The organism is Lysinibacillus macroides (assembly GCF_001281525.1).
GTDB lineage: Bacteria > Bacillota > Bacilli > Bacillales_A > Planococcaceae > Lysinibacillus > Lysinibacillus macroides.
Window position 1 is genome coordinate 485971 of sequence record NZ_LGCI01000010.1, and the last position, 26858, is coordinate 512828.

Here is a 26858-nt window from a genome sequence, read left to right on the forward strand (position 1 = left end):
CTTCTCTTTCAAGATGAGTCCATGATTCGTGACTACCAAGCCATTCAAAAGTCATGGTTTCCAAAAGGGAAACAGCGTCAAATCCCCACATACGGTAAGCATCAAGGCGTGAAATTAATCGGTACGTTAAATTATGAAACAGGTGAAATCTTCTGCGTCGAAGAAGAGAAATACGATGCAGAAGTCTTCCTGCGTTTCTTAGAAAAAGTCATTGCTCATTACCCAAATGGAAAAATTGTCATGATCCTCGATAACGCTCGCATTCATCATGCGAAGCTCATTCAGCCTTTTTTAAAGCTGCATCAAAATCGATTACAACTGGTGTTTTTACCACCTTACAGCCCGCAATTGAATTTAATTGAGGGGCTATGGAAATGGTTGAAAGACAGCGTCATTCATAATGTCTTTTTTTCAAGTACATCGCAAATCAAACTCGCTGTTCGTGAATTTATCCGTTGTCAAAGTGAAGATACACAAGGTATAATCGACCGACTTTGTGTTAGGTTCTAAAGTTCAATCTATATATATTGCGGTTGGTATTCGTGAAGACGGCTCGAAAGAAGTGCTTGGCTATACGATTGCCCCAACAGAATCGGCTTACAACTGGCAGGAGCTACTAGAAGAGCTCAAAGACCGTGGTGTAGAAGACGTACTTTTATTCGTATCAGACGGCTTAAAAGGTATGGCAGACGCTGTGTTCAATGTGTTTCCAAAGGCAAAATATCAGGTGTGTCTTGTCCATGTGGCGCGTAATATTATGCATAAAGTCCGTGTAGAAGATCGCAAGGAAGTGTGCGAGGATTTTAAAACGATTCACCAGGCAAAGGACGCCGAAGCAGCGAAAAAAGCGCTCGAGACGTTCTGCGAAAAATGGGGTAAATCGTATAAAAAAGTCACNCAATCAACGTTTCGCCACACGCTGTCACATCGGCTTCAATCAGGCCCGTGCGAAGCTAGAAGAAATGTTTGAGCAGCTGCACGAACCGACAAACTAGACCGGGACGCGCCAGCGCGAAATTTGAGTGTGTAGGAAAGGGCTAGCCCTATCCCACACACTCAAATCAACACTTCAAACAAGTCCAATTGAATACACAGGTGATGAGTTCCCTTGAACGGGTGAATCGTCATTTACACAAAAATATTGACAGTACCATAAATCTAAAACGGTTATATACCTCTTTATATTCTTTATTAAATATGTTAAATGTTTCTTTTAAATTGATTCTAGAGAAGTTATAGTTTTCGATAGCTTTTAAAGTCTGCTCATTATCTGAAATAAAAATAAATGATTGATGCAAATCCTGTAATTTAGAAAATATATATTTCGCTGTCTTCTTTATCTCTTCGTTATTAAAATCATCTTTTAAAAATGTGTCAATAAACATAGGCATATTAACAGTTTCTTTATTATCTATACTCATTTGATATATAGAAATATATTGAGCTATAAATGCCTGTACTTTAGACGCACCAGATAAATTAATGTCTACAGATTCCAAGTTAGAATTATAGTAATTTTTATATGAAAATTTTAAATTAAGCTCCTCAAATGCTTCTATCATTAATTTTTGATACTTAGAAGCCACATCATCGGTATTTCTCAATCATATTTTTCAAAAAAGATGAATAACAATGATTGGTCAATAGTGGATTTAGAAAAAATTGCTGGGGCACTTGAAGCATCTTTTGAAGTTGTTTTCAAAACAAAAAGTGGTAAAATATTTTGAAACGGTTAGACGTATGTATAACAACACAACAATGCAATATCAACTAGATACACTAGGAGCATTGTGCAAAGCATTAGAATGTGAAATCGGCGACTTGTTAGAAATTATCGAGGAACCAGGGGAAAACGGCGAAAAAATCTAACCACACCTGCACATAAAAATTGATGGCATTACTCGACACAAGCTATAATAAATGTAGAGTACCTGCCATTGCTAAGATGGAGGGGAGAACAACGGAAATTCAGTTTTCTAAGGTTGCAGTAAAATTCATCAATGCAGCGGATAAGCCAACAAAAGCACGAATCAAAAAAGCTATTGATGGGCTACGCGAAATCCCACCTAGTGGAGATATTAAAGTTTTACGAGGTTATCAGCCCACTATGTATAGGCTTCGTGTAGGTAAATATCGAATTGTATATGAAATAATTTCTGAAAATCAAGATTCTCCATTTATCTATATTCGTGATATAGATTCACGTGGCGACATCTACAAATAAGAGGAGGGCTACACATGAGTAAACGCGCACAGGACTTAGTAGAAATGTTCAATTTATTACCTGAATCCGAGCAAGATTTAGCGTATGAAATGGTAAAGCGCCTTGTACTTGCCTGGGATAATGATTATACTAAGCTAACACCCATAGAACGCGCACGACTTGAAGAATCAACCCAAGATTTAAAACGGGGCGAAGTAACTAACTACGCTGATATTGATTGGAACTGAACAACCACAACAAAAAGCATCTACTCTCATGGAGCGGATGCTTTTGCATAGAAACGGTTATTTATCTGTGAGGAATTTGTATGAAGCCTCTTAAAGACATTTAAAATACTAAGAAGACCACCCATCACGATGAAGTGAACCCTTTTCCTGTTTCTTTATAAGCAGCCTTCCATTTTGCTAAAAAATAATTGAAGACAAAACGCGAACAACCGATTGTTTTAGCTATGAGGATTTCTTGTTCTTTGTTTGGATAGATACGGAATTTGTATGCTTTGTTGACCAACACACGAAACGCCTCCCTCTTTCCCCGAATGTTTGTTTCTATTTTAACCGAAAGGGAGTCGCTTTGGCTATCACCAACCGCCATTCATCGCCCACTTACTACGCCCTACACATTCCTTGAAGTGGAAGTCTTCTGTCGGAAAACGATAAAATTGAGTAAAAGTTATTGCTTTTTTTTCTAATGTTTGATTGAGAGCATCTATCGTTGCTTTCAATTTGTCTTGATAACTACTATACGTATCAAAACTATCTTCAGAGCCAAGATTTTCATACATAACTCACCAACCCAATGAATTCTTTATATACAGTTTTATTAATCGTTATCGTTTCTGTAATCAAATTATGCTTCTCTATGTATGTCAATACTTTATGAGTAGACAAATAAGCCCTGTTCACGCCCGTTGATTCAACAAACATTACTTCTAATAAACCACTTATTCATACGTAAAATCTATTTATCTTTTCTATTTTAGCTGGAATAGCATCTAGTTCACGAATATTCTATTAGGATTGTCTATTGAAACCTTAACACCTAACCAAGTAACAATACCTCCGATTATTGCTCCAGTAAAACCTATGAATCCTGCTGCTATCGTTGGTTCCCATAACCCAGTTTCATAGAAAACAACTATTACAACTAAAAAAAGCTACTAAAGAAGTTATCCTAAACTAATATAAAAAATATTGTTCAAAGTTTTTTCTGTCATTTCTAATCCTCCTGTCTACCTATATTATAAACGATTCATAATACTAAAAGAATTCCAGCTACATGGGATAAGCTTCTATACAAATTCACAGCGGAGACATTCTTTTTAGGATGAGCAACATAGACAGCGGTTTGAAAAAGGGATACGAGGAAATACGTTTATAAACATTCACTCCGATGTATTTAATCGATTTTAATCTATTCAACAATTTAGACTAATTACACATTCCTATACACACGCCACCAAGCATGAAAGGAATGGATAAGGTGAACATATATAAATCAGCAAAAGAATCAGAAGTATACTACTATTTCAATGCTAAGGGTGAAAAACTGTGGATGTACCGCCATAAATATTATGATGCGGCTAATAAACGAAGAGAAAAGAAGAAAAGCAGCATTGAAAGCCCTCTTGGAAGTAAAGGCTGCAACGTTGCATGGTGAAACAAAACATATAGAACATGATAACCTAACTGTCACTCAATGGCTAGATAGTACACCTGACCAACTCAGCATCTTGCTAGATTCTATCAAGCAAAAGAATATAGCCTACTACAGCTTATTTTTAACCATTGCCTACACAGGAATGCGAAAAGGGGAAGCATTGGGGCTTCAATGGCGGAATGCGGAATATCGACTTTGCCAATCAAACGATTACCATTGGTCGTACTAGAGGATGTAACGGTGTAGGCTCTACAAAAACCCAAAATAGTGAGCGTACTATCAAAGTGGATGACATTGTAATGGAACAGCTACCGAACAACTGTTAAAGCTCTTTTACTTTCACATGGTAGAAAGCTGCATAACGATATAACGAAGGGTGATTCGTTTATTTTCCTTTCACCATATACAGTAAAGCCCTTTGAACCTATTGGCTTAAATGCTACATTTAATCGCATGGTAGCAACGGCTGAACTTCCAGCTACAACCATTCATGGATTACGGCACACACATGCTACGATCCTTATGAATAATGGTATACCCGTCAAGGCTATTGCTGAACGCTTAGGGAATACACCTGAAATGATTCATACAACATACGGACATGTATTAAAGGAAATGGAAGCACAAGCAGTATCCGTATTTAGTGAAAGTTTAAACGCAATTGGGGCTAAAAGTGGGGCTAGCATTTAGCTAACCCACTCTTAAACCACTTCATATCAATGTTTTTGTATTACCCGTTATTTTACAAGTTGTAATATAGTCTTAAATTGTGGATGATCGGCATGCTGTAACAACTCATATAAAATCATTTCCGTACTTGTTGGAGCAATACCAAGTGCTTGCATTTTAGTTAGCCCGACCTCTTTATTAGCTTTTGTACGAGAGGACACCGCATCTACCACAACCTCCACTTCAAATCCCTGCTCCTTCAGCTGTCTAGCTGTTTGATAGACACAAATATGAGTTTCAATACCTGTAACAATAAATTGCGAACGCCCACTCGCTTTCATCGCTTCGACAAATGTTTCTTCCTGACAAGCACTAAAGGCCATTTTCGCTATCGCCTCCCCTTGTAAATGTTGGGCAATCTCCAATGCTGTGCCTCCTAATCGGCTCGGATTTTGTTCCAGCCATAAAATCGGTACTTCAAGTGCTTGCATTGCTTGTACCAGCTTTGATACATTGGCAATTATCGTTTCACTCTCATCAACAATTGTTGCTAGTTTCCCTTGGACATCCACAACCACTAAACATACTTTTTCTACTGTAAACATTTATTGCACACTCCCCTTTTTCTTTTTATTATACAAAAAACTTCTCTACTATGCTGTTCCTCACGAGCACTCCACAAATACGAACATTCCAAAATTAAATAACTATTTAAAAGCAGCAATAACGAAAATTATATATAAATGAAAGTATTATTTCTTCTTTCATTCGTGTTTTAATGATTAATATGCCTAAAATATGTAGATTTTATTGCGAGCCTGTCGATATTTTGCTCAAATATTAAGAATTTTATTTTTTCTCTTGAAAAGTACGGTATAATTCAGTAAAGTTCTGTTATCTTATAACAAAAATAAGGAGTGTATCGCCTTGACACAACGTGCATACAATTTTAACGCAGGTCCATCTGCACTACCACAAGAAGTATTAGAAAAAGCTCAACAGCAATTAGTAAACTTCCATGATTCTGGTATGTCTATTATGGAGATGAGTCATCGTAGTGCTATTTTTGATGAAGTACATAATGAAGCTATTGCCCTATTAAAGAAGCTTTACGCAATCCCTGAAAACTACGAGGTGTTATTCCTACAAGGTGGCGCAAGCCTTCAATTTACAATGGTGCCTATGAACTTTTTAGCAGCTGATCAGAAAGCTAGCTATATCTTATCAGGCTCATGGTCTGAAAAAGCATTCAAGGAAGCAAAATTATTTGGTACACCGGTTGAAGTTGGGAGCACAAAAGACAATCAATACCGTAATATCCCTGCATTAGAGGATATTCATTTTAATGAAGATGATGCCTATGTGCATATCACTTCCAATAACACAATTTACGGTACACAATGGAAAGAATTCCCTGAAACAGGAAATGTCCCATTAATCGCTGATATGTCCAGTGATATTCTATCAAAGCCTATTGATATTCAAAAATTTGGGCTGATCTATGCAGGCGCTCAAAAAAATCTTGGACCTTCAGGTGTAACAGTTGTCATTATTCGCAAAGACCTACTTGAAAAAGCAAATAAAAATATTCCAACCATGTTAAAATACACAACGCATGCGGATAGTAATTCTCTTTATAATACTCCTCCAACATTCGGTATTTATATGCTAGGAGAAGTGTTGAAATGGGTAGAGGCTAAAGGTGGCGTTGCTGAAATTGAGAAGCATAATGAATTAAAGGCAAAGGTTATTTATGATGCCATTGATAATAGCAATGGTTTCTATAAAGGACATGCAGTACCAGAAAGCCGTTCACTCATGAATATTACATTCCGCGTTACTGATGAGGAGCTTGAAAAGCAATTCCTTACTGAGGCAAAAGCAGCGGGCTTTGTAGGGCTAAATGGACATCGTTCTGTCGGGGGCTGCCGTGCTTCCACTTACAATGCTGTACCATTAGAGGCATGTGAGGCTTTACGAGACTTTATGGTAGATTTCCAACAAAAGCATCAAGCATAATCATGAAAAACGACGATAAATTACGCTTCTGTAATGATTCGTCGTTTTTTATTGGAAAACTATATGATTTATAGCAAATTTAACGCTTAGGACTTTACACAGCGCAAAAGAATTTGAGAAAAATATAGTTTTTTCAATTGCCTAGCGGACATATTACCAACCTTTAGTGCTTCCTTGAACATAGATTATTACTGTAAGGGTTACTCTTACGAATCTAGTTGAAGGGAGGTCTTGAGAATGGAAGACAAACGCTATATGACACATATGAACTGGCAAGGCTGCAAATGTCCTAAAAAAGAGGAGCAACGCTGTCCACGTAAACCAGAAAAATGCCCTTGTCAAAATACACCAAGAATGAGCAGCAACTGTAGAGGCTGTGCTTGTCACCAATTAAGAAAATTAGAGCTTGCAGCAACTGTAGATATTTTCTTAGAGGGCGGTGTTAGCTTCTTAGGTTTAACATTTCTTTCCTTTGATCCACGTACTTGCTGTGCATACTTCCTTGAAGCAGGTGCGGCAGCTACTTCTCCATTAATTGTAGATTGTAATAAAATTGTTGCACTTCGTAGAGTAGCAGCTTAATGATTTGAGAGGGAGCTTCTCGCATGAAGCTACCCTCTTTTTTGATGTTAACATTCTTATTCAGCTACTTTTGATGCTCTATCCGTTATTTTCATTACTCTATCCACCAACTCTGCCACCTCTAACTAAAAAACACTGCCACTATTATGAGGGCACTGAAAAACTAAAAAATTCATTCTTTTATATTAGTAATCTGTCTTTTATTAGATTTGAAAACTTAAAAAAGTCGATTTGTATCACATTTTTGTGACAAATCGACTTTTTCAGTGCCTTCCTATTATGTTGGCAGCGTTTCTTGCTTACACTCAGGACATTTCCCGTATATTTCAAATTTATGATTTTCAATTTCATAGTCTGGCAGTTTTTCACCCAGCATCTCCATTGGACAAAGGTTAAGCTCTTTGACATTGCCACAGTCCATACAAATAAAATGATGGTGATGATGTGCGGATTCACAGTGCATACGAAAATTGCGCTCACCAGATAGCTCGGTTTCCTCTAAGATCCCAAGCTTCACAAATGTTGCAAGGTTGCGATAAATTGTATCAAAGCTCATCCCAGGAAAATCTTTCTTCAAAACATCTAATAAATCACGTGCTGTTAGATATTTATCCGTTGCCGCAAACATATCTAATATTAACTCTCGCTTATCTGTTTTTTTATAGCCATTTTCTTTTAAAATTTCCCACGCTCTCGAAACGTTCATGGTGCTACCTCCTCCTGCTTTGCAGCCATTTTAAATGCTACTCTCTTACCTAAAATCACCAATAGCAATATCAAAATAGAAGTGACAACAATCGTGCCTCCTGGTGCTAAATCCAAATAAAAGGCACTCACTAACCCAATTAATACAGCGGCCTCTCCAAAAATAATCGCATAAATAATCGTTTGCTTAAAACCCTTTGCTAGTCGCATCGCAGCCGCCACAGGCAATGTCATCAGAGACGATACCAATAAAATCCCAACGATACGCATACTTGCCGCAATTACAAGGGCCGTGATAACCATAAACAAAAGATGAATCCAGCGTGCAGGAAGCCCACTTGCTTTTGCATATTCCTCATCAAATGATAACACAAACAGCTCTTTAAAAAATAAAGATAAAAAGAGAATGACAACCGCAGCAATGCCAATGACTACCCATAAATCTTGGCGTGAAACAGCGGATACGGAGCCAAATAAATAGCTCATTAAATCGGTGCTAAAGCCGCTGGCCAGTGAGATAAAGATGGCACTAATGCCGATCCCCCCCGACATAATAATTGGAATCGCTAGCTCTTCATAGTGCTTATATAGACGTCTCAGGCGTTCAATTAAAATAGAGCCACTAACAGAGGCTAATATACCTAAATAGATAGGATTCAGCATCGCTAAAGCTGCTACAGATTGACTGATATACAGACTGCCTGCTATTCCTGCCAGCGTTACATGCGACAGGGCATCTGCAATTAAGGATAGGCGACGTACAACAATAAACACGCCTAAAAGCGGTGCTAGTATGCCGATCAATACCCCCGAGAAAAAGGCATTTTGTAAAAATTCATAATGTAAAATTGCTTCAATCATTGTGCCTTCTCCTTTTAATGAATCTTTCTTACAGAATGACCGTACCACTTGTCCAGTGCATCCTGCGAAATAGTATCAAATTCATTTTTATAGCCGTGGAAGTGAATCGTTTGATTTAAGCATGCCACATGACTAATACGATTTGATACCGTATCGACATCGTGTGTCACCAGAATCATCGTAATTCCCTGTTCCCGATTTAATGTCGCCAGCATATCATAAAATGACTGCACATTCTCGTGGTCAATGCCAACAGTTGGTTCATCTAAAATAAGCAGTTTTGGCTCACTGACTAAAGCTCGTGCAATAAAAACACGTTGCTGTTGACCGCCTGATAGTTCACCAATATTGCGATGCATAAAAGCATCCATGCCAACTGCCTTTAGCGCTTCCTCTACTTGCTCCTTGGCATTGCGCCCGGGTCTTTTAAAAAGCCCTAATTTTTTGGTTAATCCACTTTTCACAACCTCCTGCACGGTTGCCGGGAAGCCAGAATTAAAGGCATTGGATTTTTGCGAGACGTATCCAATCCATTCGCGGTGCTTAAAGGTTGCACTTGGTTCACCAAAAAGTTGTACCTTACCTGATAGTGGCTTTAATAAACCTAAAATAATTTTTAATAATGTTGATTTCCCTGAACCATTAGGACCAAGAAGGGCCAAAAAATCGCCCTCTTCTACACGAAAGGAAATATTTTTTAAAACCTGTGTATAGTCATATTGAAATGACACATTTTGAATGTCGATAAGTGTTGATTTCATACATGATCGCTTCTTTCTAAGTCAAAATCATTACGATTTACAAAATTTAAGTATAAATGAAAGTGCAGTTTTTGTAAAGAAAAGAAGATAGGTGCTTTGCCCATCATTTTGCATAAAGGAGGATTGGCTTTGAGTATACAATTTTTACAGCAATTGCTTCAAAGCACTGATAAGGAAATTGTTGAAATTGCCCGTCATGAAGGGTTTACGATTACAACGTCTGAAGTAAAAAAGCTTCGGCCTTATTTGGAGCAATTCTCATTTTCTTGGCTTTTTTTAGGCATTCCTAAAGATATTCTTGTAGAAGTTGAGGCGATTTTAGGAAGAAAGCGCTCTCGTCAACTTATCGCATTGTTTACAAAATAACGAAAGCCCGAAATCAGTATCATTGATTTCGGGCTTTTCCTTAGCCTTTTAATGCTTCAATAAGATCGGGCTTAAATGTACCGCTTCGCAGCATCTCAATTTCAACTTGATACGGAGCTACTTTAGATTTTGCATCACTATTTAGCGGTACAAAGGGTGTTTCTAAAATTTTGGGAACATCCATTAATTGTGGATGATGCACAACGTAGTTTAAGGCATCAAAGCCAATATGACCAAAACCAATATTTTCGTGGCGATCCTTACCTGCACCGCGCACATTTTTGGAGTCATTGATATGCAATACTTTAATGCGTTCCACGCCTATCATTTTATCAAATTCGTTTAATACACCATCAAAATCTTCCACGATATTATAGCCAGCATCATGTGTATGACAAGTATCAAAGCATATAGAAAGTCGCTCGTTATTCGTTACACCATCAATAATTTTAGCAAGCTCTTCAAAGGAACGTCCACATTCTGTCCCCTTTCCTGCCATGGTTTCTAATGCAATTTGAACGGGATAGTCTTGAGATAATACCTCATTTAAACCTTCAATAATTTTAGCAATACCAGCATCAGCACCGGCTCCTACATGGGCACCAGGGTGTAAAACAATTTGCGTTGCCTCTAGTGCCGCAGTACGTTCAATTTCCGATTGTAAAAAATCTACACCGAGACGGAATGTTTCAGGCTTTGTCGTATTCGCAATATTAATAATGTAGGGTGCATGGACCACAATATTTGTCATACCATGCTCCTTCATATGCAGAAGCCCTTTTTCAATATTAAGATCAGCAATCGCTTTACGGCGTGTATTTTGCGGTGCTCCTGTATAAATCATAAATGTATTGGCCCCGTATGACAGTGCCTCTTTACTAGAGCCAAGTAGCATATCTTTGCCACTCATTGAAACATGTGAGCCAAGTAGCATGTCAAAGCCTCCTTATTTTTTACCACGTGCTTTTAAGCGACGCTCACGTTTTTTAATTTTTTCCATTTCCCACTTCATATTACGTTTATAGCCTGGTTTAACTTTTTTAGGCTTACGTACCAATGCTTTTGCTTTCACATCAATTTCATTCTCTTGCTTCACACGATTTTTACGGGCATGACGATCCTTTAATTCCGACCATTCACCATCTTTTACATCCTTTTGAACAAATGGAATCCCCATTTTTTCTACACGAGCCACTGCATCCTCATCTGATGGCTCAAATAAGGTAATGGCTGTTCCTTTATTGCCTGCACGTGCTGTACGTCCAACACGGTGAATAAAGAATTCAAGATCCTCAGGGATTTCATAGTTAATAACATGTGAAATTCCTTGAATATCAATACCACGTGCAGCTAAATCTGTTGCGACAATATATTGATAGTCGAGGTCACGTATTTGCTTCATCATCTTTTTACGATCGCGTGGACTTAAATCACCATGGATTTGCCCACAGCGGACACCATGCTCATTTAAATAACCAGCAACTTGCTCTGCTGTTTTACGTGTATTGGTAAATATAACCGCCAAAAACGGATTAATCCCTTCAATTACTTCCAACAGACGTTTATTTCGAGATTTAGAACGGACTGGGACAAGCACAAAGTCAATCCCCTCTGCAACTGGTCGCTTATCATTCATGTGAATATGCACAGGTGCTTCCATATATTTTTTTAGGAAGGGCTGTAGCTTTTCTGGAATGGTTGCTGAAAATACAAACATTTCAAGCTTCTCAGGCATTTGAGCCGCAAAGCCGTCTATATCCTCGATAAAACCCATATCAAAGGCTAAATCGGCTTCATCGACCACTAAAATTGGAGCTGTATGCACAAATAAAGCTTGCGCTGCAACAAGGTCACGAATACGTCCAGGTGTGCCAACAACAATGTGCGGCTGTGTTTTTAGCTTATCAATGGAGCGTTGTTTGTCTGTACCCCCGATAAATAATTTGGCTTGAATTGCTGTTCCTTCTATTAGTTGCTGTAAGGCATCAAAAATTTGCTGTGCAAGCTCACGTGTAGGAGAAGTAATGACAGCCTGTACTTCCTGCTTCTCTGCATCAATGCGTTGTACAATCGGAATTAAAAAGCTATGTGTCTTCCCTGTTCCTGTATGTGCCTGTCCAATAGCACTCTTCCCTTTTAAAACAAGTGGAATAATTTCCTTTTGAATGGGTGTTGGTTCTGTAAAGCCAAGTTTTGCAATCGCGTCCTGCAAAAATGGCTGAAAATTATAATCTGTATATTTTGACATAATGCGTTCCTCCTAACATCTTTCTTATTGTATCATGATTCGCACTTGAAGGCGTATTGGCGTCCTATTCTTAACAGCTTCCACATGTTTGCATCATTTTATTACCTTATCAAAGGTACTTGAAATACTAACAATATGCAATCAAAAAAAGCACTATAGGAATGTTCAGAAATATTCATACTATGTAATTTCCATGTCAATTTATAGTAAACGAATGATGAATTGCTTCCTTACATGTTATGATAGGGGTGTATATTATTACAGGAGGTTGATAACTTATGAAAGCAGCAAGATGGTATAAAGCACATGATATTCGCGTAGAAAACATTGAAGAACCAGTCATCGAACCTGGAAAAGTAAAAATCAAAGTACATTGGACGGGTATTTGCGGCAGTGATTTACATGAATACGCAGCTGGACCAATCTTTATTCCAGTGGAGCAACCTCATTATGTAAGTAAAGACATTGCGCCAATTGTGATGGGACATGAATTCTCAGGAGAAGTTGTTGAAATTGGCGATGGTGTCACATCTGTTAAAGTAGGAGATCCTGTTGTAGTAGAACCAATCCTTGCATGTGGCGAATGTGCTGCCTGCAAAAAAGGGAAGTATAATATTTGTAAACACCTAGGCTTCCACGGTCTTTCAGGGGGTGGCGGAGGTTTCTCTGAATATACAATGGTCGATGAAAAAATGGTACACAAAATGCCAGAGGGTCTTTCCTATGAACAAGGAGCGCTTGTAGAACCAGCAGCCGTTGCCTTACATTCTGTGCGTCAAAGTAAGCTAAAAGCTGGCGATAAAGCCGCTGTTTTTGGCACAGGTCCTATTGGGCTATTGGTGATTGAGGCATTACGTGCAGCAGGTGCAGCAGAAATTTACGCCGTAGAGCTTTCAGAAGAGCGTGCTGCAAAAGCCTTAGAGCTTGGCGCAACAGCCGTTATTAATCCTAAAGAAGAAGATGCCGTTGCGCGCTTACTTGAATTAACAAATGGTGGCGTAGACGTTGCCTTTGAAGTAACAGGTGTTCCAGTAGTATTATCACAAGCCATTGATTCCACAACATTTGAGGGTGAAACAATTATCGTCTCCATTTGGGAAACTACAGCCGCTATTCAGCCGAATAATCTTGTGCTATCAGAGCGTACGGTAAAAGGAATTATTGCTTACCGCGATATTTTCCCAGCGGTTATGGAGCTGATGACACAAGGCTATTTCCCTGCCGATAAGCTTGTGACAAAGCGCATTGTACTGGATGAAGTCGTGACAGAAGGCTTTGAAACATTAATGAAGGAACGTAACCACATTAAAATTCTTGTAAACTCTCAAGCCTAATAATAGATAAGAAAACGTCAAGAAGCTCATTCTTGGCGTTTTTAATTGAGAAGTACTCAATTCCTCAACTGATCTATCCTTTGTTGAACCCTCTCGTCAATTGCTGCATATCATAGCTATAATCAGGTATGTCATCAATGATAAACAAGTAGAAAGGAGATCATTATGGTATTTCGACAACCTTATCCCTACCCTATGTATCCCAGTGGCATGAGAATGCCTATGCCTATGCCAACACCTCCACAGATGTCACCGCAGTCCTTTTTCCCGCCTGGAGGCTTCCCTGCTCAACCACGAATTCCAGGCGGTTTTCCAATGGCAAATGGAATAGGCTCCTTTGGAGGACAAATGCCAGTGCCACCTGTACAGGAACCGTCTAAAATCGGTTCATTTCTACAACAAGCCAATAGCCTATTCAATACGGCTAAAACCTATACACCTTATATCCAGCAAGCAATGCCAATGGTCAAAAATATCCCATCACTATTAAAATTATACAAGGGATTCCAGGGACTTCCGGCTGCTGGGGCTGCAGCTGCTGAAGCGGCAGGCAGTGAACGAAGAGCCTCTAGTGAAGGCAGACGATCATCTAGGCAAAGTGCATCCTATACGCCTCCTGAACCACTGCCATCTACGCCGCGAATTTTTCAGCCACCTATGTAAATGAACGTTTCTTTGTATTCATTGCCCCTGTCCGTTATAATGTAGATAGGTAAGCTTGAAAGGAGTCACAACCATGCAAGTATTAAAAATTAATCCACGTGGCTATTGCTATGGTGTTGTTGATGCGATGGTCATTGCACGAAACGCCGCACTCGATAAAACATTACCAAGACCTATCTACATTTTAGGGATGATTGTGCATAATAAACATGTCACAGATGCATTTGAAGAAGATGGTATCATCACATTAGATGGCGATAACCGTTTAGAAATTATTGAACAGGTTGAAACAGGTACTGTGATTTTCACAGCCCATGGTGTTTCACCTGAAATTCGTGAGATTGCGAAGCGCAAAGGCCTCGTGTCCATTGATGCTACATGCCCTGATGTAACAGTTACACACGATTTAATTCGTGAAAAATCTGCAGAAGGCTATGATATTATTTATATTGGTAAAAAAGGACATCCTGAGCCGGAGGGGGCCATTGGTGTTGCACCTGACCATGTCCATTTAGTACAGTCATCTAATGACATTGATACATTAGAGTTAACAAATGATAAATTACTTGTCACAAATCAAACAACGATGAGCCAATGGGATGTCGCTCATTTAATGGATAGCTTAAAGGAAAAATTCCCACATATTGAAGTACACAAAGAGATTTGTTTAGCTACCCAGGTTCGCCAAGAAGCCGTTGCCAAGCAGGCAGGTGAAGCGGATTTACTAATTGTTGTGGGCGACCCAAAATCCAATAACTCAAATCGTTTAACACAGGTTTCTGTTGAAATCGCTGGCACACCATCCTATCGTATTGCAGATGTGTCAGAGCTAAAAATAGAGTGGTTAAAAGGCATTAAGACGGTTGCTGTCACAGCGGGTGCTTCAACACCAACACCGATTGTCAAAGAGGTGATTGCCTTTCTTGATCAATTCGATGAACAGGATGCATCGACACACATCATTAACCGTACTGTCACATTAGATAAAATTTTACCAAAAATTAAAACACCAGCACCTGTTGAAAAAATTATGCCTTATTAATATATGGAAAAAAATCCTGGTTGCCTTATGACAATCAGGATTTTCTTTATTTACTAAAATAATAGTTAATAGGACGGCCAATCCCTCCATAATGAACATCCATGGTAATGGCCCCTTGCTTCTCCAAGTAATCTAAATATCTTCTTGCCGTGACTCTAGCAATGCCGATGCCAGTCGCTACTTCTTCTGCAGATGCACCATCCACTGATTGCAAAAATTGGACAACCTTGTCGAGTGTTGCGCGATTAAAGCCTTTTGGCAGATTTTGCTCTAACTGTAATGTATCAGGTTGCTTTTCATCGTTGTGCCCACCCCGATAATGGAATAGCTGATCGAGCTCTCCTTGAGTAAGCTCACGTTCTGTTTGTGTTTGCTGCTTAAAGCGAAGATAATTTTCAAGTGTTCCTTGGACCCGTTCAAATGAAAACGGCTTCATAATATAATCAAAGACACCTAAATGCAGCACCTGCCTTACCGTTTCCATATCATTGGCGGCTGTCACCGTGATCACATCTACTGGTAAATCAAGCTCACGTATTTTGCGTAAGCTCGTAATGCCATCTTGCTCTGGCATAAAAATATCCATAAATACTAAATCAGGTTGATGCTTACGAATCTGTGCAATACCATCTAAGCCATTTGATGCCTGTCCAATGACTTGAAAATGCTCTACCTTTTCAATAAATTGACGATTCACCTCTCGCACCATTGGATCATCTTCAATTAATAATACATTGATTTGTGCCACCGTCAGCTCCCCATCCTATCAAGAATAATAAAAGGTTATTAAAAAACTCGTACCTTTATTTTCTTCACTTATAACTTCGATATTTCCTTGTCCTTTATCAATAATTTCTTTTATTAAATAAAGCCCTATACCACGATAATTTTTCGCCTTTGTTGAAAAGCCATTGTCAAAAATATGCCTCTTGACCCCATCTGTCATACCAACACCATTATCAGTCACAAGAATGGCTAGTACATCATCGTCCTCATCTACTGAAACATGAATAATCTTCTCTTCAGCTTGCACGTCCATCAACGCATCAAAGGCATTTTCAATTAAATTCCCAAATAAAATAACAAAATCATGATGGTCTAAATTCGGTGGAAATGTTGTAAAGCGACTTTCACGGTCAATGTCCAAGCGAATACCTTGTTCTTTGGCATAGGAAATTTTACTAAGCAATAAGCCTGAAATATTTTCATTTTTAATACGTTCATTTAAAAAATTAGTAATTTCATCGTGCTCTTCCTTCACTTGTGTTAAATAGGTCAATGCCTGTTCATAATGACCAAGCTGTAATAAACCAGCAATTGTATGCAGTTTATTTTTATGTTCATGTGTTTGTACACGTAACGCTTGGACAAATGCCTTTACACCTGTTAGTTCTTCCGCAAGCTTTTTCACTTCCGTACGATCTTTAAACATCGCAACGGCTCCAACTGTTTTGCCATTCACCTGTATAGGAATGCGATTGCTCATAATACTATGGTTATTAATATATAACTCACGATTAAAGATAGGCTGATCAAGCTCTAAAATTTCAGGAAGCCGTGTATCCGGCAATACTTGAAATATTTTCTGTCCAATCAATGTGGAAGGGCGTTCATGAACACCTAGTATATCACATGCCCTTTCATTAAAAATGGTAATGGTCAGCTCATTATCAATGGCAATAATTCCTTCATGCATGGCATTAAAGGTCTCCGTTCGTTCTACATACATTTTGGCAATTTCATGTGGCTCTAGCCCAAACATTTGCTTTTTTATGTGAAGTCCTAATGTATGTGCGCCCCATGCACTAAAGAAGAGGGATAAGACAACTGTTATGAGCAGCTCTGTCTGCATAGATTGCAGTAATTCCAATACTGTTAGCACACTATAGCCTACGACAACAACACCGATTTGCTGGCCCTCATTACTCATAATTGGTACAAAGGCACGCATCATATTGCCGTGCTCACCATGTGCAATGGACGTATAATAATGCTCCGTAAACGCGGCACTGAGATCACTAGATTGTGAAATTTGTCCAATTTCCTGTGGATTTGGATGAGAATACTTACGTCTTTGCATATCGAGAACAACAATATACTGTGCTTTATTGATATCACGAATTTCCTCTACTACTGGATGAATATGGTCAGTTGCGTCGCGAAAATTTGGCTGTGAAATATAGGTTTTGATTTCAGGAAGCTGTGAGACGGTTTTGGCTACAAGTAAAGCTTGATCACGAAGGTCAGTCTTTTGCCCATTCATCACAAATCCTAATAAAAAAGTACCACCTATACTAAAGGAAAGCATCAGAATAAAAAATGTCAGAAACATAATTTTTCGCTCCATCGACAACCTTTGGAATTTCAAGCGAAACGCCTCCCTTCGACTATATTTTAGCTTACCTCATATGTTAAAATAACAAAAACATCAGAAAATACGAATTAATTGGGTGTAATTCATGAAAAAATTTATTGTAGGAACTATTTTTACTGTCTTATTGTTAATGATCGTTATTAGTGTGCAACAAGGTTTACTTCTAGCAAAACCACTTCCCTATGATGATGAACAAAAAGGCTTAAGTACACAGATTACCATACATTTAAGCCATGTCGTAGCCGAAAATACACCAAAGGGGCAGGCTGCCAATAAATTTGCTGAATTAGTCGAGGAAAAAACAAATGGCATGGTAAAAGTACATGTTTATTCAAATGCCTCTTTATTTAATGATGAAAATGAATTTCGTGCTTTGCAAAAGGGCGATGTCGAAATGATTATCCCTACATTTTCGAAAATGACAACATATGTACCTAACTGGCAGGTGCTTGATCTCCCCTATCTGTTTCATACAGAAGAGGAAGTACATGAAGTGCTGACAGGAACAATCGGTAAGCAATTATTAGATGAACTAGGACCGCTTCACCTCCATGTGAAAGGGTTAGGCTTTTGGTACAATGGCTTTAAGCACGTAACCTCTGCTGACCAACCTATCCATACCTTTGAGGATTTACAAGGCTTACGCGTTCGCACAATGCCAAGTAAAGTATTAGAAAAACAATTTGAAGCCGTGAAAGCAACACCAATACCAGTCTCTTTTAGCGAACTTTTTACGGATTTAGAGACACATACGATTGATGCACAAGAAAATACAGCCTCCAATATTTACTCCAAAGGCTTTTACAAAGTGCAGCAACATATGACGATTACAGAGCATGGCATTTTAGGATATGCTGTTTTAATCAACGAAAACTTCTGGGATTCCTTACCTGAAAAAATCCAGAAACAAATGCTCACAGCGATGAAAGAAACAACAGAGTGGCAATTCGAACAAGCAACACTGATGAATGAAAAAGATATGCAAAAGCTGATGCAGCAAGATCATTTCACTGTTTACACAATGAGTGACCAAGAAAGACAGCGCTTTAAACAACAGCTTACACCTGTCTATGATTTTTATAGAAGCCATATACAAACAAATGATATTCTAACAGAGATTGAAAAAGTTGTGACGCCCTAATACTTTTGGTCATTAATCATAAACCCTGACAAATTGTGAGGGTTTTTTCTTTTGTATTATAATAGAATCACTGTTTTCCAAACTACTATAAAACAGCTTAAAATCTTTGCTATTACTAGCTTTCTCTTGTATCTGACTAAAAATGAACAAAATGAACAATAAAAACATTACGGTCATAAAAACTATTGTCGGAAAATTTCAGCTATGATTACCTCACTGAAAGCGTTCACACTAGTGATAGGAGGAAAAAAGATGCGTATAAATTTTAAAAATTTAACCGTGCAAGTGATCATCGCAATTATACTAGGTATTATTGTTGGGGCAATATTCCCAGAGTTTGGCGCAAAATTAAAAATATTAGCAGATATTTTTATTAAGCTAATTAAAATGTTAATTGCACCAATTATCTTCTTAACTGTTGTTATTGGTATTGGTAGTATGGGAGATGTAAAAAAGGTTGGAAAAATTGGCGGAAAAGCTTTAATTTACTTTGAGGTTGTTTCTACATTTGCGCTGGCAATTGGCTTAATTGTTGTTAATCTTGTACAGCCTGGTAAAGGATTCAATACAGAGGCAGCCAGTAAAGCGGATATTTCTCAATATACAAATGCTGCGGCTGAGGATCATGGCTTTGGAGCATTTATTATGCAAATTATCCCAGAGAATGTAGTAGGAGCTTTAGCAAATGGTGAATTGTTACCTGTTTTATTCTCTGCTGTTTTATTTGGTCTAGCTGCTGCCGCTATTGGGGAACCAGCAAAGCCTGTTATTAAATTTTTCGAACAGGTAGCAGATATTTTCTTTAAAATTGTCAATATGGTAATGAAAATCTCTCCAATTGGGGCATTTGGGGCGATGAGTTATACAATTGGTAACTTTGGACTAAAATCGCTGCAAAATTTAGGATTTTTAATGCTATCTGTCTATATAACAATGTTTATTTTTATCGTTGTTGTTATCGGTATTATTGCATACTACTTTAAATTTAATATTTTCAAATTTATTAAATATATTAAAGATGAAATATTTATTGTTGTTGGCACATCCTCCTCAGAGTCGGCACTGCCTTCAATGATGCGTAAACTAGAAAATTACGGCTGTTCAAAGCAAGTAGTTGGACTCGTATTACCAACAGGCTATTCCTTTAATCTCGATGGTACATCTATTTATCTATCTATGGCAGCATTGTTTATTGCCCAAGCCTATGGTATAGATTTAGATATCTGGCAGCAGCTTACATTGCTTGCAATTTTAATGCTTACATCGAAGGGGGCTGCCGGTGTAACAGGCTCTGGCTTTATTACACTTGCTGCAACACTTGCTGCATTCCCAATGATACCAGTAGAGGGAATTGCCCTATTAATCGGCGTAGACCGCTTTATGTCAGAGGCACGTGCTGTGACAAACCTGATTGGTAACGGTGTGGCAACAGTTGTTGTCTCAAAAGTAGAAAAAGAATTTGATCCTGAGCAGGAACAACGTGCGCTTGCAGGACAAGTAACAACGGCTCCATAATTCGTCAAAAGACTGTTGAAAGCAATTCCTACCTTTTAGCAGTCTTTTCTCTTCTCTTTTCACGAAACTTTCCTAACTGCTTATATGTATAGATAAGGACTGGCGGTTTTCTCGATGACAACATTTACACTTGCCTATCCAAAAGCCTTTAAAAGCTTTACGAATATGCCTATTGTGGATGAGCATCATGAAACAGTATGTATGCTTCAAAAAATAGAACGTTCCCCTACTGAAAAAATTTTGAATGCTGTATTATGAACAGTAGCACAGCAAGTATTACCATATCATTACGAAACACGGACAACATTCGGTGCGCCTCTTTTTCGAATAAAAGCTAAACCTTTAACAAAAGGGATCAGTCACCAGCTTATGATGCCGAATGATAGCATTGTACCGATTCAACGAAAGACCGTTCAATTATTAGAATCCTCTTAATTCTTTTGAAATGGATGATTTAGTATTTCGATTTGAAAAGGATTTTACATCCACAGCTTATTTATATTGCAATGATGAAAAAATTGCGAGTGCAAAACCGATTGAACATAAGCTCATACGAACAGGTATTATGTTTAAGCTTTTTCAGGCTGATAATATACGTTTTGTGGCACTACTAGCAACTCTCTATCAAGCTTTATTCGGTATCGATCAGTAGCTAATGGGTGAAATGTTATCAAATTATTGTACCGAAAACATAGGTACACCATGTTTTTAGTCAATATTTTATATAAAAGTGAGGACGATCGAAAAAGAAAAAACCTTTTCTGACCGTCCCTTTCTTGTAAAGGCTAATTTATTTTCTTTTGCTGAGCATCTACTATATAGATTGTGTATAAATCATTGTGAGATGTATTTGTTTGGATAATTTTATTCACTGTGTCTTCCATCTTCGTTATTAACCGACGTGCTTCCTGGTTGACATCCTTTATCGTTGTTTGAATAATAATCGTTGTTCGATTCTTAAGTGTTAAATATTCGTATACATCAAAAGCTTGTAACCCTTCGATCAATGCCTCTATTAAAAAGTTCGTATCATCATCCATTTTTTTATTAGGGTCCAGTAATGATGTTAGTTCCCATCTTTCAAAAACAATTGTATAATCCTCTAATACAGTATCTTTTATTGCTTGTTTTGCAATGGATTCCAAGTCGTTTTTAATGGAAAGAAAATATTCTGCATCACCCACCACTTGTATCACTAGCTCTTTTTTCTCCGTCCTTTTCACATCAATCCCTACATAGGTTTCCAACAGCTTTTCTTGCAATGCAGCCTGACTTAATTCTTCCTGCGGGAGCAATGACTGCTCCTCTCGATTGACTTTTGACGTCTTATCCTCAGATAATTTAATGAACAGTATCACTACCACCATAAGCGCTAGAAATAGCCCTATAATGATTCGTCGTCTTCTATGCATTACACCCCTCCTGATAGGAAGGTATGACCACTAGAAATACAATATTCACCGTTACTTGCATCCTTGTCTTGCTTATATTTTCTCTGCTCTTTCGAGAGAAGCACAAATTACATTAGCTTGTACATATGATTAATCACATAAAAAAATGACCACCTTCATCCAAGTAAGCAGTCATCGAATTATTATTTTATATGGATAGGTCGCTCTAATGCCATCAGCTCTTCTTCAATAGAAGCATATTGGCTTTCTACAACATACTTTGCATCGGATAATGCTGCATTGTAAATATATGGCGCAATATTTTCTTTGATAAAGTCTAACATACGCTCTGCTTCAAATTCACTAATATCTTCATCTCGCTGATTATAGAAAAATCGTTGGATATCCTCAATAATCATTTTTTGCTGCTCCTTTGTTAAACGAATAAACACATTTATCCCTCCCCTTTCTCTCTATCTTATCATATTAATTAAAAAGCCGAATACTAGCTTACCTAGTACTCAGCTTCTCGTTTATTGTTTACATTCAAATGAATATTGCGTGGATAGAAAGTTTTTTTCTTTTGCCACTATGGCTTGTCCACCATCACTTTCACATTGCTGTATCATGGCATCCATTTTTTTGTCATTGAGCATATTGGTCATCAGGGTCATACCAATGCCAAATACAGCGATGAATAAACCAATGATGATCCATAGCTTACCAGCTTTATTGCCAGCAGGTCGTTCATTTACCACATGTGTTCCCCTCACTTATACAAATAAAAATGGCTCTGTGTGGATGGCTGATTGAACAAATTCAACAAGGTATTTTTTCTCCTCACACATAGCAGCCATTTTCTTTGCAACCCCTGCAATCATCACCTTTTCCACATGATGACCAGGGTCGACAATTTGTAAACCAATAGCTTGTGCATCCTGTGCTGTATGGAAATACATATCTCCTGTTAAAAAAACATCTGCTCCTGCACGTTTTGCCGCATAAATATATTTATTGCCATCGCCACCAACTAGTGCTACTTTGCGAACCGTTGACTGTAAATCACCCACTACACGCACTGCTGGTACATCTAGTTGCTGCTTCACATAGTTAGCAAATTGCTGTAAGGTCATTTCCCCTGTTAAATCACCTACTCGTCCTAAGCCCATTCTATTTGTTTGCTGTTCGAGACGAATAACATCATAGGCAGGCTCCTCATATGGATGGCTGTTAAGCATCGCTTTTAATACGCGGTTTTTAATGGCTTCAGGAAATACAACCTCTACCTTTACTTCCTCTTCCACATGTAATTCGCCAACAGCTCCGACAAAAGGATTTGCGCCTGCTAATGCACGAAAACGCCCTTCACCAATGGTTGTATAGCTACATGCCTCATAGTCACCAAGTCGCCCTGCTCCTGCCTTTGCCAGTGCTGCACGTAAATGTTCAGCCTGTGCCATTGGAATAAAAACAACAAGCTTTAAAAGATTTTCTGAATAGGTTTCTTCTAAAATTGTGCGACGCTCAAGCTGCAACGCATCTGCTAGTAAATCATTGACCCCACCTTCAGCTACATCTAAATTCGTATGAGCCGCATAAACCGCAATATCATGCTTAATAAGCTTTTCATATAAGCGCCCTGCTGGATTGTCTGTACGGATATTCGCAAGACGTCTAAAGATAGGGGGATGGTGTGCAATAATCAGCTCACAGCCTTGGTCAATCGCCTCGTTTGCTATAGCCTCATTGACATCCAATGTGACCAATACTTTATGAACAGGCTTGTTCAAGGTACCAATTGCTAGACCAATTGGATCATTGTCCATACAAGCTAGTTTTTTCGGTGACCATGACTCAAACACTTGAATGATTTCTTGACCATTTACTGCCTTCATGTCACAAAACTCCTTCCACTAAATGAATCAGAGCCGTTAACTCTGCGCGTTTTTCTTCAATTTCAGGTGTTTGTTCTGCCTCTTCAATGGCGTGCAAGACACGCTGCCAATTTTCCTTTTCACGCTGCCATTTTTTGATAAATGTCGGTGATTGTCGTTGGCTTAATCGAGGACCAACTAAAATTTCTGCATCTGAAAGCTCCATTTGTCCACGTTGCAACACAACAATTTCGTAGATTTTATCGTCTTCCTCTAAAATTTCTTCATCGAGAATTGCCCAATTATGTGCTAAGGCCCATTCACGAATTACTTTGGCATGAATATTAGGCTGTAAAATAAGACGTGTCACACCTTGCAACTTTTCTGGATGCTTCTCTAAAATAGCGACAATCAGAGGTCCGCCCATTCCAGCGATGGCTACTGTGTCTACATGGTCAGTTGGCTCAATCGCTGCTAATCCATCGGCAAGACGTACTGTAATTTTTGCGGCTAAGCCTTCCTTTTGTACCTGCTTTACTGCTGATTCATAAGGTCCTTTAACAACCTCTCCGGCTATAGCATGTAAGACGATTCCTTTATGCACCAAATAACATGGTAAGTATGCATGATCACTCCCAATATCAGCTATGGTAGCTCCTGAGGGAATAAATTTTGCGACTGCTTCTAATCGCTTTGACAGTTTTTGTGCGTTCATTTTAATACCGCCTACCTTAAATAGAGTCCACTCTTAGTATGAAGGATATGATGAAAAAAAACAAATGGCGTTGTCCCTCTATTAATCAGCTAAACGAACACCCCCATCTGTATAATTTTTAACATTAAAAAGTAGCTGTACCATTTTAGTACAGCTACTTATCATTCATCCTATTCTAAAGTAGAGATGTATTCAGCAATTGCTTTTGCTTCATCTTCAGTTTTCATGTTTGGTTGCATTGGTGTACCTTCGATACCGTTTACTAGAACATCTACAATATGTGCTTCCTCTAAGCCATGTAGATTTGGTCCCATACCCCCTGTTAAGTCACCGCCGTGACAACCGATACAAGATTGTACTAGTGCTGCGCCATCATCAGTTGCGTCTGTAGTTTCTGTAGTTTCGCCACCTTCATGTTCAGCAGCAATTTCTTTCTTGTTATCTGCACCTTGTAAAGACATGAAGAAAATAAGACCAATACCAAATGCAAGAATTAAGATGTAAGGAACGACTGGATTGTTTTTCATAATGTTTCCCCTCCTCATTTTAAGTCTACTTCTATCTATAATATAGAATCAGTCAACATCTAATATTGTACTTCATTCCTACAGAAACGAAAAGCCCTATTCGCTAAGTTTTCCTTTGTTTGTAACAAATTCGACATTTCTGTATCTATTGGCTAAAATATGTCTTGCCATTCCAAAAATGGCGACTAATTGATGGCTAATTATAGGCAATACTAAAAATGAAAAGTTACTTTTGCTACTTATGATAAATACTAAAGTCTACATTAAATTTATGATATAATACCCAATCAGCGCTAGTAAGCCTAGTGCACCTGAAACGGTGAAATAGAGCAGCTTCATTTTAAGACCTGACCAAAGCCAAATCACACAATTGGCAGCAATTAAGCAAAATAAGACGATATTATTTCCACTAAAATAGGTTGTACAAATACGAATAGACATGCTAAAAAATAAAATCGCCGCAAGTAAATGAAAAGCCGGTGCTAATAGATGTTGTTTGTGTGCCATTCTCAATGCGATTATAAATAGTATACATGCACTTATCCCCACTACAATGGTTAATATTAATGTTAATGAAGTGATGGTAAAATACACCGCTAGCATCGCTATAATAGCCATACATAGCCCCGCTACTAACAGGATCATTTTTCGTTTTTCTGTTGGCAAAACAGCCTGCTTTGGATGTTGCACAGGTTCTAGTTCTTCTAGGTCCGCTCCCTCTGTATAAAGAGCCGCTAAAAAGTCACAATAGTGCTCGGGCAAAAGTTTATTTTGCTTCCAAAACAAAATCTCATTCAGAATTATTTTTTTTCGAGGATTTGTCATAGTGTTAGCTCCAAACATTGCTTAATAATGGTTGTTATTACAATTTTATCTCACACTATAAAAAAACACATCTGTATAAAGTAGCAAATCTATTATTTTGTTCCTTCTAATTATCTATTATTCCCCATCAGGCTATAGGTGAATAGCTTTTGTTTTGCAGCTTCCAGCTATTAAAAAGGAGCTATCCCCACGAGCTATTTGCTCATTGTTTGGATAGCTCCAGCTCTATTCAATTTTATTCTAAGAAATCTTTTAGGCGTTTACTGCGAGAAGGATGGCGTAATTTTCTAAGTGCTTTCGCTTCAATTTGGCGAATACGTTCACGTGTCACACCAAAAACTTTCCCTACTTCTTCTAATGTGCGTGTGCGACCATCATCCAAGCCAAAACGTAAACGAAGTACATTTTCTTCACGGTCTGTTAAAGTATCAAGCACATCTTCTAATTGCTCTTTTAACAGTTCATAAGCTGCATGGTCAGAGGGAGATTGTGCCTCAGAGTCTTCAATAAAATCTCCTAAATGGGAATCATCCTCTTCTCCAATTGGTGTTTCAAGAGATACAGGTTCTTGTGCAATTTTTAAAATTTCACGTACTTTTTCAGGTGTTAAATCCATTTCTTCACCAATTTCCTCTGGAGAAGGCTCACGACCTAAATCCTGTAAAAGTTGACGTTGTACACGTATTAATTTATTAATGGTTTCGACCATATGAACAGGGATACGAATTGTACGTGCTTGGTCAGCAATTGCACGCGTAATCGCCTGACGAATCCACCATGTGGCATACGTAGAGAATTTAAAGCCTTTACGGTAATCGAATTTTTCAACAGCTTTAATAAGCCCCATATTTCCCTCTTGAATTAAATCAAGGAACAGCATCCCACGACCCACATAACGCTTCGCAATCGATACAACAAGACGTAAATTTGCTTCTGCCAAACGTTTACGGGCTTCCTCGTCTCCTTGCTCAATACGTTCTGCTAACGCTATTTCTTGGTCAGCAGAGAGTAGATCTACCCGACCAATTTCCTTTAAATACATGCGTACAGGATCGTTAATTTTAACACCTGGTGGTACACTTAAATCATTTAAGTCAAAAGTTTCTTCATTTGCTTCTTCTTTCATTAAGCTTTCTTCTTCAAATTCTTCTTTTCCGATGATTTGAATATCTTTATGCTTTTCAAGATCTTCAGCAAAATGGAAAATTTCCTCATTTTCTAATTCATAAGGAGCAAGTTTCTCTGAAATTTCTTTCATTGAAATTTCACCCTCTGTTTTTGCTTTTTCTTGTAGGTTTTTTTTTGCATCATCTAATGTAATTTCTACTTCTATCTCTTTTGAACGTTCTGACTTGTCCGCCAT

General features: G+C 38.2%; 34 protein-coding genes and 2 pseudogenes. 17 read left to right on the forward strand and 19 right to left on the reverse strand.

The genetic code is table 11. The annotated features are described in order from the left end of the window. Together ADM90_RS17155 and ADM90_RS17160 are read left to right on the forward strand one after the other, a co-directional pair. Positions 1-510 (forward strand): IS630 family transposase (locus ADM90_RS17155; RefSeq protein WP_152928024.1); only part of this gene is annotated, 510 nt, incomplete at its 5' end. A 4-nt stretch (positions 511-514) separates the two neighbouring features. After that, positions 515-897 (forward strand): annotated as a pseudogene (locus tag ADM90_RS17160) (IS256 family transposase); the annotation flags it as partial. A 227-nt stretch (positions 898-1124) separates the two neighbouring features. Here the strand turns inward: ADM90_RS17160 and ADM90_RS17165 are convergent. Next, positions 1125-1604 carry a hypothetical protein gene (locus ADM90_RS17165; RefSeq protein ID WP_152928044.1) on the reverse strand — a complete coding sequence of 160 codons (480 nt, stop codon included), beginning with the start codon at positions 1602-1604 and terminating at the stop codon, positions 1125-1127. Between the two features lie 88 nt (positions 1605-1692). Here ADM90_RS17165 and ADM90_RS23995 point away from each other — a divergent pair, with 88 nt between their 5' ends. From ADM90_RS23995 to ADM90_RS17180, 3 genes are read left to right on the forward strand one after another with little or no spacing between them, the layout of a single operon-like run. Continuing rightward, positions 1693-1869: a helix-turn-helix domain-containing protein gene (locus tag ADM90_RS23995; RefSeq protein ID WP_235473651.1), complete on the forward strand. Its 177-nt coding sequence runs from the start codon at positions 1693-1695 to the stop codon at positions 1867-1869. A 22-nt stretch (positions 1870-1891) separates the two neighbouring features. Then, on the forward strand, positions 1892-2224 hold the full coding sequence (locus ADM90_RS17175) for a type II toxin-antitoxin system RelE family toxin (protein ID WP_235473653.1): 333 nt from the start codon (positions 1892-1894) through the stop codon (positions 2222-2224). A gap of 14 nt (positions 2225-2238) precedes the next feature. After that, positions 2239-2451 (forward strand): hypothetical protein, encoded by a 213-nt coding sequence (locus ADM90_RS17180; RefSeq protein WP_053996143.1) that lies wholly within the window; start codon positions 2239-2241, stop codon positions 2449-2451. 133 nt (positions 2452-2584) lie between these two features. On the opposite strand, the pseudogene ADM90_RS24000 reads toward ADM90_RS17180, so the two are convergent. Continuing rightward, positions 2585-2737, reverse strand: a pseudogene (locus ADM90_RS24000) (helix-turn-helix domain-containing protein); the annotation flags it as partial. A 67-nt stretch (positions 2738-2804) separates the two neighbouring features. Then, positions 2805-3008: a hypothetical protein gene (locus ADM90_RS17190; RefSeq protein WP_053996145.1), complete on the reverse strand. Its 204-nt coding sequence runs from the start codon at positions 3006-3008 to the stop codon at positions 2805-2807. An 831-nt stretch (positions 3009-3839) separates the two neighbouring features. Between ADM90_RS17190 and ADM90_RS25595 the strand changes: the two genes are divergently transcribed. After that, entirely contained in the window at positions 3840-4112 is a 273-nt protein-coding gene (locus tag ADM90_RS25595; protein WP_235473656.1) for a site-specific integrase, read from the forward strand. Between the two features lie 137 nt (positions 4113-4249). Beyond that, the gene (locus ADM90_RS25600; RefSeq protein WP_268766658.1) at positions 4250-4573 is read left to right on the forward strand and encodes a tyrosine-type recombinase/integrase; all 324 of its coding nucleotides are present in this window, start codon (positions 4250-4252) and stop codon (positions 4571-4573) included. A 47-nt stretch (positions 4574-4620) separates the two neighbouring features. On the opposite strand, the gene ADM90_RS17205 is transcribed toward ADM90_RS25600, so the two are convergent. Next, positions 4621-5157 (reverse strand): isochorismatase family protein, encoded by a 537-nt coding sequence (locus tag ADM90_RS17205; protein WP_053996148.1) that lies wholly within the window; start codon positions 5155-5157, stop codon positions 4621-4623. Positions 5158-5479: 322 nt separating this feature from the next. Between ADM90_RS17205 and serC the strand changes: the two genes are divergently transcribed. Both serC and ADM90_RS17215 read left to right on the forward strand, forming a co-directional pair. After that, positions 5480-6571, forward strand: a complete 1092-nt coding sequence (gene serC / locus ADM90_RS17210; RefSeq protein WP_053996149.1) for a 3-phosphoserine/phosphohydroxythreonine transaminase — start codon at positions 5480-5482, stop codon at positions 6569-6571. Between the two features lie 237 nt (positions 6572-6808). Continuing rightward, on the forward strand, positions 6809-7153 hold the full coding sequence (locus tag ADM90_RS17215) for a hypothetical protein (RefSeq protein ID WP_053996150.1): 345 nt from the start codon (positions 6809-6811) through the stop codon (positions 7151-7153). Positions 7154-7430: 277 nt separating this feature from the next. Here ADM90_RS17215 and ADM90_RS17220 read toward each other — a convergent pair whose 3' ends face one another. The 3 genes from ADM90_RS17220 to ADM90_RS17230 are packed head-to-tail and all read right to left on the reverse strand — an operon-like array spanning position 7431 to position 9480. Then, on the reverse strand, positions 7431-7859 hold the full coding sequence (locus ADM90_RS17220) for a Fur family transcriptional regulator (protein WP_053996151.1): 429 nt from the start codon (positions 7857-7859) through the stop codon (positions 7431-7433). Then, positions 7856-8719 (reverse strand): metal ABC transporter permease, encoded by an 864-nt coding sequence (locus tag ADM90_RS17225; protein ID WP_053996152.1) that lies wholly within the window; start codon positions 8717-8719, stop codon positions 7856-7858. Before ADM90_RS17225 ends, ADM90_RS17220 begins: the two co-directional genes overlap by 4 nt. A gap of 14 nt (positions 8720-8733) precedes the next feature. Next, positions 8734-9480 (reverse strand): metal ABC transporter ATP-binding protein, encoded by a 747-nt coding sequence (locus ADM90_RS17230; protein ID WP_053996153.1) that lies wholly within the window; start codon positions 9478-9480, stop codon positions 8734-8736. 129 nt (positions 9481-9609) lie between these two features. Here ADM90_RS17230 and ADM90_RS17235 point away from each other — a divergent pair, with 129 nt between their 5' ends. Beyond that, positions 9610-9846, forward strand: coding sequence for an endonuclease IV (locus ADM90_RS17235; protein ID WP_053996154.1), 237 nt, complete (start codon positions 9610-9612; stop codon positions 9844-9846). A gap of 40 nt (positions 9847-9886) precedes the next feature. Here the strand turns inward: ADM90_RS17235 and ADM90_RS17240 are convergent, their stop codons facing one another. Both ADM90_RS17240 and ADM90_RS17245 read right to left on the reverse strand, forming a co-directional pair. Further along, entirely contained in the window at positions 9887-10780 is an 894-nt protein-coding gene (locus ADM90_RS17240) for a deoxyribonuclease IV (RefSeq protein WP_053996155.1), read from the reverse strand. Between the two features lie 12 nt (positions 10781-10792). After that, complete coding sequence (locus tag ADM90_RS17245; RefSeq protein ID WP_053996156.1) at positions 10793-12094, reverse strand: DEAD/DEAH box helicase; 1302 nt, start codon at positions 12092-12094, stop codon at positions 10793-10795. 278 nt (positions 12095-12372) lie between these two features. On the opposite strand from ADM90_RS17245, the gene ADM90_RS17250 reads away from it, so the two are divergent. The 3 genes from ADM90_RS17250 to ADM90_RS17260 all read left to right on the forward strand — a co-directional run bounded on the left by ADM90_RS17250 (position 12373) and on the right by ADM90_RS17260 (position 15133). Continuing rightward, entirely contained in the window at positions 12373-13428 is a 1056-nt protein-coding gene (locus ADM90_RS17250; protein ID WP_053996157.1) for a 2,3-butanediol dehydrogenase, read from the forward strand. Positions 13429-13593: 165 nt separating this feature from the next. Further along, entirely contained in the window at positions 13594-14091 is a 498-nt protein-coding gene (gene vrrA / locus ADM90_RS17255) for a VrrA/YqfQ family protein (protein WP_053996158.1), read from the forward strand. Positions 14092-14164: 73 nt separating this feature from the next. Then, entirely contained in the window at positions 14165-15133 is a 969-nt protein-coding gene (locus ADM90_RS17260; RefSeq protein WP_053996159.1) for a 4-hydroxy-3-methylbut-2-enyl diphosphate reductase, read from the forward strand. A 46-nt stretch (positions 15134-15179) separates the two neighbouring features. Here the strand turns inward: ADM90_RS17260 and ADM90_RS17265 are convergent, their stop codons facing one another. Together ADM90_RS17265 and ADM90_RS17270 are read right to left on the reverse strand one after the other, a co-directional pair. Then, on the reverse strand, positions 15180-15881 hold the full coding sequence (locus ADM90_RS17265; RefSeq protein WP_083448596.1) for a response regulator: 702 nt from the start codon (positions 15879-15881) through the stop codon (positions 15180-15182). A gap of 18 nt (positions 15882-15899) precedes the next feature. Then, positions 15900-17480: an ATP-binding protein gene (locus ADM90_RS17270; protein ID WP_053996160.1), complete on the reverse strand. Its 1581-nt coding sequence runs from the start codon at positions 17478-17480 to the stop codon at positions 15900-15902. A 112-nt stretch (positions 17481-17592) separates the two neighbouring features. Here ADM90_RS17270 and ADM90_RS17275 point away from each other — a divergent pair, with 112 nt between their 5' ends. The 4 genes from ADM90_RS17275 (at position 17593) to ADM90_RS25220 (ending at position 20815) form a co-directional block, all read left to right on the forward strand. After that, on the forward strand, positions 17593-18648 hold the full coding sequence (locus tag ADM90_RS17275; RefSeq protein WP_053996161.1) for a TRAP transporter substrate-binding protein: 1056 nt from the start codon (positions 17593-17595) through the stop codon (positions 18646-18648). Positions 18649-18900: 252 nt separating this feature from the next. Beyond that, on the forward strand, positions 18901-20163 hold the full coding sequence (locus ADM90_RS17280; RefSeq protein ID WP_053996162.1) for a dicarboxylate/amino acid:cation symporter: 1263 nt from the start codon (positions 18901-18903) through the stop codon (positions 20161-20163). A 114-nt stretch (positions 20164-20277) separates the two neighbouring features. Further along, complete coding sequence (locus tag ADM90_RS25215; RefSeq protein WP_235473658.1) at positions 20278-20421, forward strand: hypothetical protein; 144 nt, start codon at positions 20278-20280, stop codon at positions 20419-20421. A gap of 187 nt (positions 20422-20608) precedes the next feature. Beyond that, positions 20609-20815, forward strand: coding sequence for a hypothetical protein (locus tag ADM90_RS25220; RefSeq protein WP_235473660.1), 207 nt, complete (start codon positions 20609-20611; stop codon positions 20813-20815). Positions 20816-20948: 133 nt separating this feature from the next. On the opposite strand, the gene ADM90_RS17290 is transcribed toward ADM90_RS25220, so the two are convergent. The 8 genes from ADM90_RS17290 to rpoD all read right to left on the reverse strand — a co-directional run bounded on the left by ADM90_RS17290 (position 20949) and on the right by rpoD (position 26858). Further along, entirely contained in the window at positions 20949-21575 is a 627-nt protein-coding gene (locus ADM90_RS17290; RefSeq protein ID WP_053996163.1) for a hypothetical protein, read from the reverse strand. Between the two features lie 182 nt (positions 21576-21757). Beyond that, positions 21758-22006, reverse strand: coding sequence for a DUF2164 domain-containing protein (locus ADM90_RS17295; RefSeq protein WP_053996164.1), 249 nt, complete (start codon positions 22004-22006; stop codon positions 21758-21760). An 81-nt stretch (positions 22007-22087) separates the two neighbouring features. Then, positions 22088-22312 (reverse strand): hypothetical protein, encoded by a 225-nt coding sequence (locus ADM90_RS17300; RefSeq protein ID WP_053996165.1) that lies wholly within the window; start codon positions 22310-22312, stop codon positions 22088-22090. Positions 22313-22327: 15 nt separating this feature from the next. Further along, positions 22328-23449, reverse strand: a complete 1122-nt coding sequence (locus tag ADM90_RS17305; protein WP_053996166.1) for a Nif3-like dinuclear metal center hexameric protein — start codon at positions 23447-23449, stop codon at positions 22328-22330. Position 23450: 1 nt separating this feature from the next. Beyond that, positions 23451-24143: a tRNA (adenine(22)-N(1))-methyltransferase gene (locus ADM90_RS17310; RefSeq protein ID WP_053996167.1), complete on the reverse strand. Its 693-nt coding sequence runs from the start codon at positions 24141-24143 to the stop codon at positions 23451-23453. Positions 24144-24313: 170 nt separating this feature from the next. Next, positions 24314-24670: a cytochrome c550 gene (gene cccA / locus ADM90_RS17315; protein WP_053996168.1), complete on the reverse strand. Its 357-nt coding sequence runs from the start codon at positions 24668-24670 to the stop codon at positions 24314-24316. Positions 24671-24928: 258 nt separating this feature from the next. Then, entirely contained in the window at positions 24929-25495 is a 567-nt protein-coding gene (locus tag ADM90_RS17320; RefSeq protein WP_053996169.1) for a hypothetical protein, read from the reverse strand. A gap of 235 nt (positions 25496-25730) precedes the next feature. Further along, the gene (rpoD, locus tag ADM90_RS17325; RefSeq protein ID WP_053996170.1) at positions 25731-26858 is read right to left on the reverse strand and encodes an RNA polymerase sigma factor RpoD; all 1128 of its coding nucleotides are present in this window, start codon (positions 26856-26858) and stop codon (positions 25731-25733) included.

Coding starts and splice junctions, on each gene's coding strand:
- ADM90_RS17240 (WP_053996155.1), bottom strand. CDS start 10,780: ATGCTACTTGGCTCACATGTTTCAATGAGTGGCAAAGATATGCTACTT.
- ADM90_RS17310 (WP_053996167.1), bottom strand. CDS start 24,143: ATGAACGCACAAAAACTGTCAAAGCGATTAGAAGCAGTCGCAAAATTT.
- rpoD (WP_053996170.1), bottom strand. CDS start 26,858: ATGGCGGACAAGTCAGAACGTTCAAAAGAGATAGAAGTAGAAATTACA.
- ADM90_RS25215 (WP_235473658.1), top strand. CDS start 20,278: ATGACAACATTTACACTTGCCTATCCAAAAGCCTTTAAAAGCTTTACG.
- ADM90_RS17280 (WP_053996162.1), top strand. CDS start 18,901: ATGCGTATAAATTTTAAAAATTTAACCGTGCAAGTGATCATCGCAATT.
- ADM90_RS17320 (WP_053996169.1), bottom strand. CDS start 25,495: ATGACAAATCCTCGAAAAAAAATAATTCTGAATGAGATTTTGTTTTGG.
- ADM90_RS17260 (WP_053996159.1), top strand. CDS start 14,165: ATGCAAGTATTAAAAATTAATCCACGTGGCTATTGCTATGGTGTTGTT.
- ADM90_RS17205 (WP_053996148.1), bottom strand. CDS start 5,157: ATGTTTACAGTAGAAAAAGTATGTTTAGTGGTTGTGGATGTCCAAGGG.
- ADM90_RS17270 (WP_053996160.1), bottom strand. CDS start 17,480: ATGGAGCGAAAAATTATGTTTCTGACATTTTTTATTCTGATGCTTTCC.
- ADM90_RS17215 (WP_053996150.1), top strand. CDS start 6,809: ATGGAAGACAAACGCTATATGACACATATGAACTGGCAAGGCTGCAAA.
- ADM90_RS17275 (WP_053996161.1), top strand. CDS start 17,593: ATGAAAAAATTTATTGTAGGAACTATTTTTACTGTCTTATTGTTAATG.
- ADM90_RS17250 (WP_053996157.1), top strand. CDS start 12,373: ATGAAAGCAGCAAGATGGTATAAAGCACATGATATTCGCGTAGAAAAC.
- ADM90_RS17180 (WP_053996143.1), top strand. CDS start 2,239: ATGAGTAAACGCGCACAGGACTTAGTAGAAATGTTCAATTTATTACCT.
- ADM90_RS17230 (WP_053996153.1), bottom strand. CDS start 9,480: ATGAAATCAACACTTATCGACATTCAAAATGTGTCATTTCAATATGAC.
- ADM90_RS17225 (WP_053996152.1), bottom strand. CDS start 8,719: ATGATTGAAGCAATTTTACATTATGAATTTTTACAAAATGCCTTTTTC.
- ADM90_RS17175 (WP_235473653.1), top strand. CDS start 1,892: ATGGCATTACTCGACACAAGCTATAATAAATGTAGAGTACCTGCCATT.
- ADM90_RS25220 (WP_235473660.1), top strand. CDS start 20,609: ATGGATGATTTAGTATTTCGATTTGAAAAGGATTTTACATCCACAGCT.
- cccA (WP_053996168.1), bottom strand. CDS start 24,670: ATGAAAAACAATCCAGTCGTTCCTTACATCTTAATTCTTGCATTTGGT.
- ADM90_RS17245 (WP_053996156.1), bottom strand. CDS start 12,094: ATGTCAAAATATACAGATTATAATTTTCAGCCATTTTTGCAGGACGCG.
- vrrA (WP_053996158.1), top strand. CDS start 13,594: ATGGTATTTCGACAACCTTATCCCTACCCTATGTATCCCAGTGGCATG.
- ADM90_RS17220 (WP_053996151.1), bottom strand. CDS start 7,859: ATGAACGTTTCGAGAGCGTGGGAAATTTTAAAAGAAAATGGCTATAAA.
- ADM90_RS17190 (WP_053996145.1), bottom strand. CDS start 3,008: ATGTATGAAAATCTTGGCTCTGAAGATAGTTTTGATACGTATAGTAGT.
- ADM90_RS17305 (WP_053996166.1), bottom strand. CDS start 23,449: ATGAAGGCAGTAAATGGTCAAGAAATCATTCAAGTGTTTGAGTCATGG.
- ADM90_RS17290 (WP_053996163.1), bottom strand. CDS start 21,575: ATGCATAGAAGACGACGAATCATTATAGGGCTATTTCTAGCGCTTATG.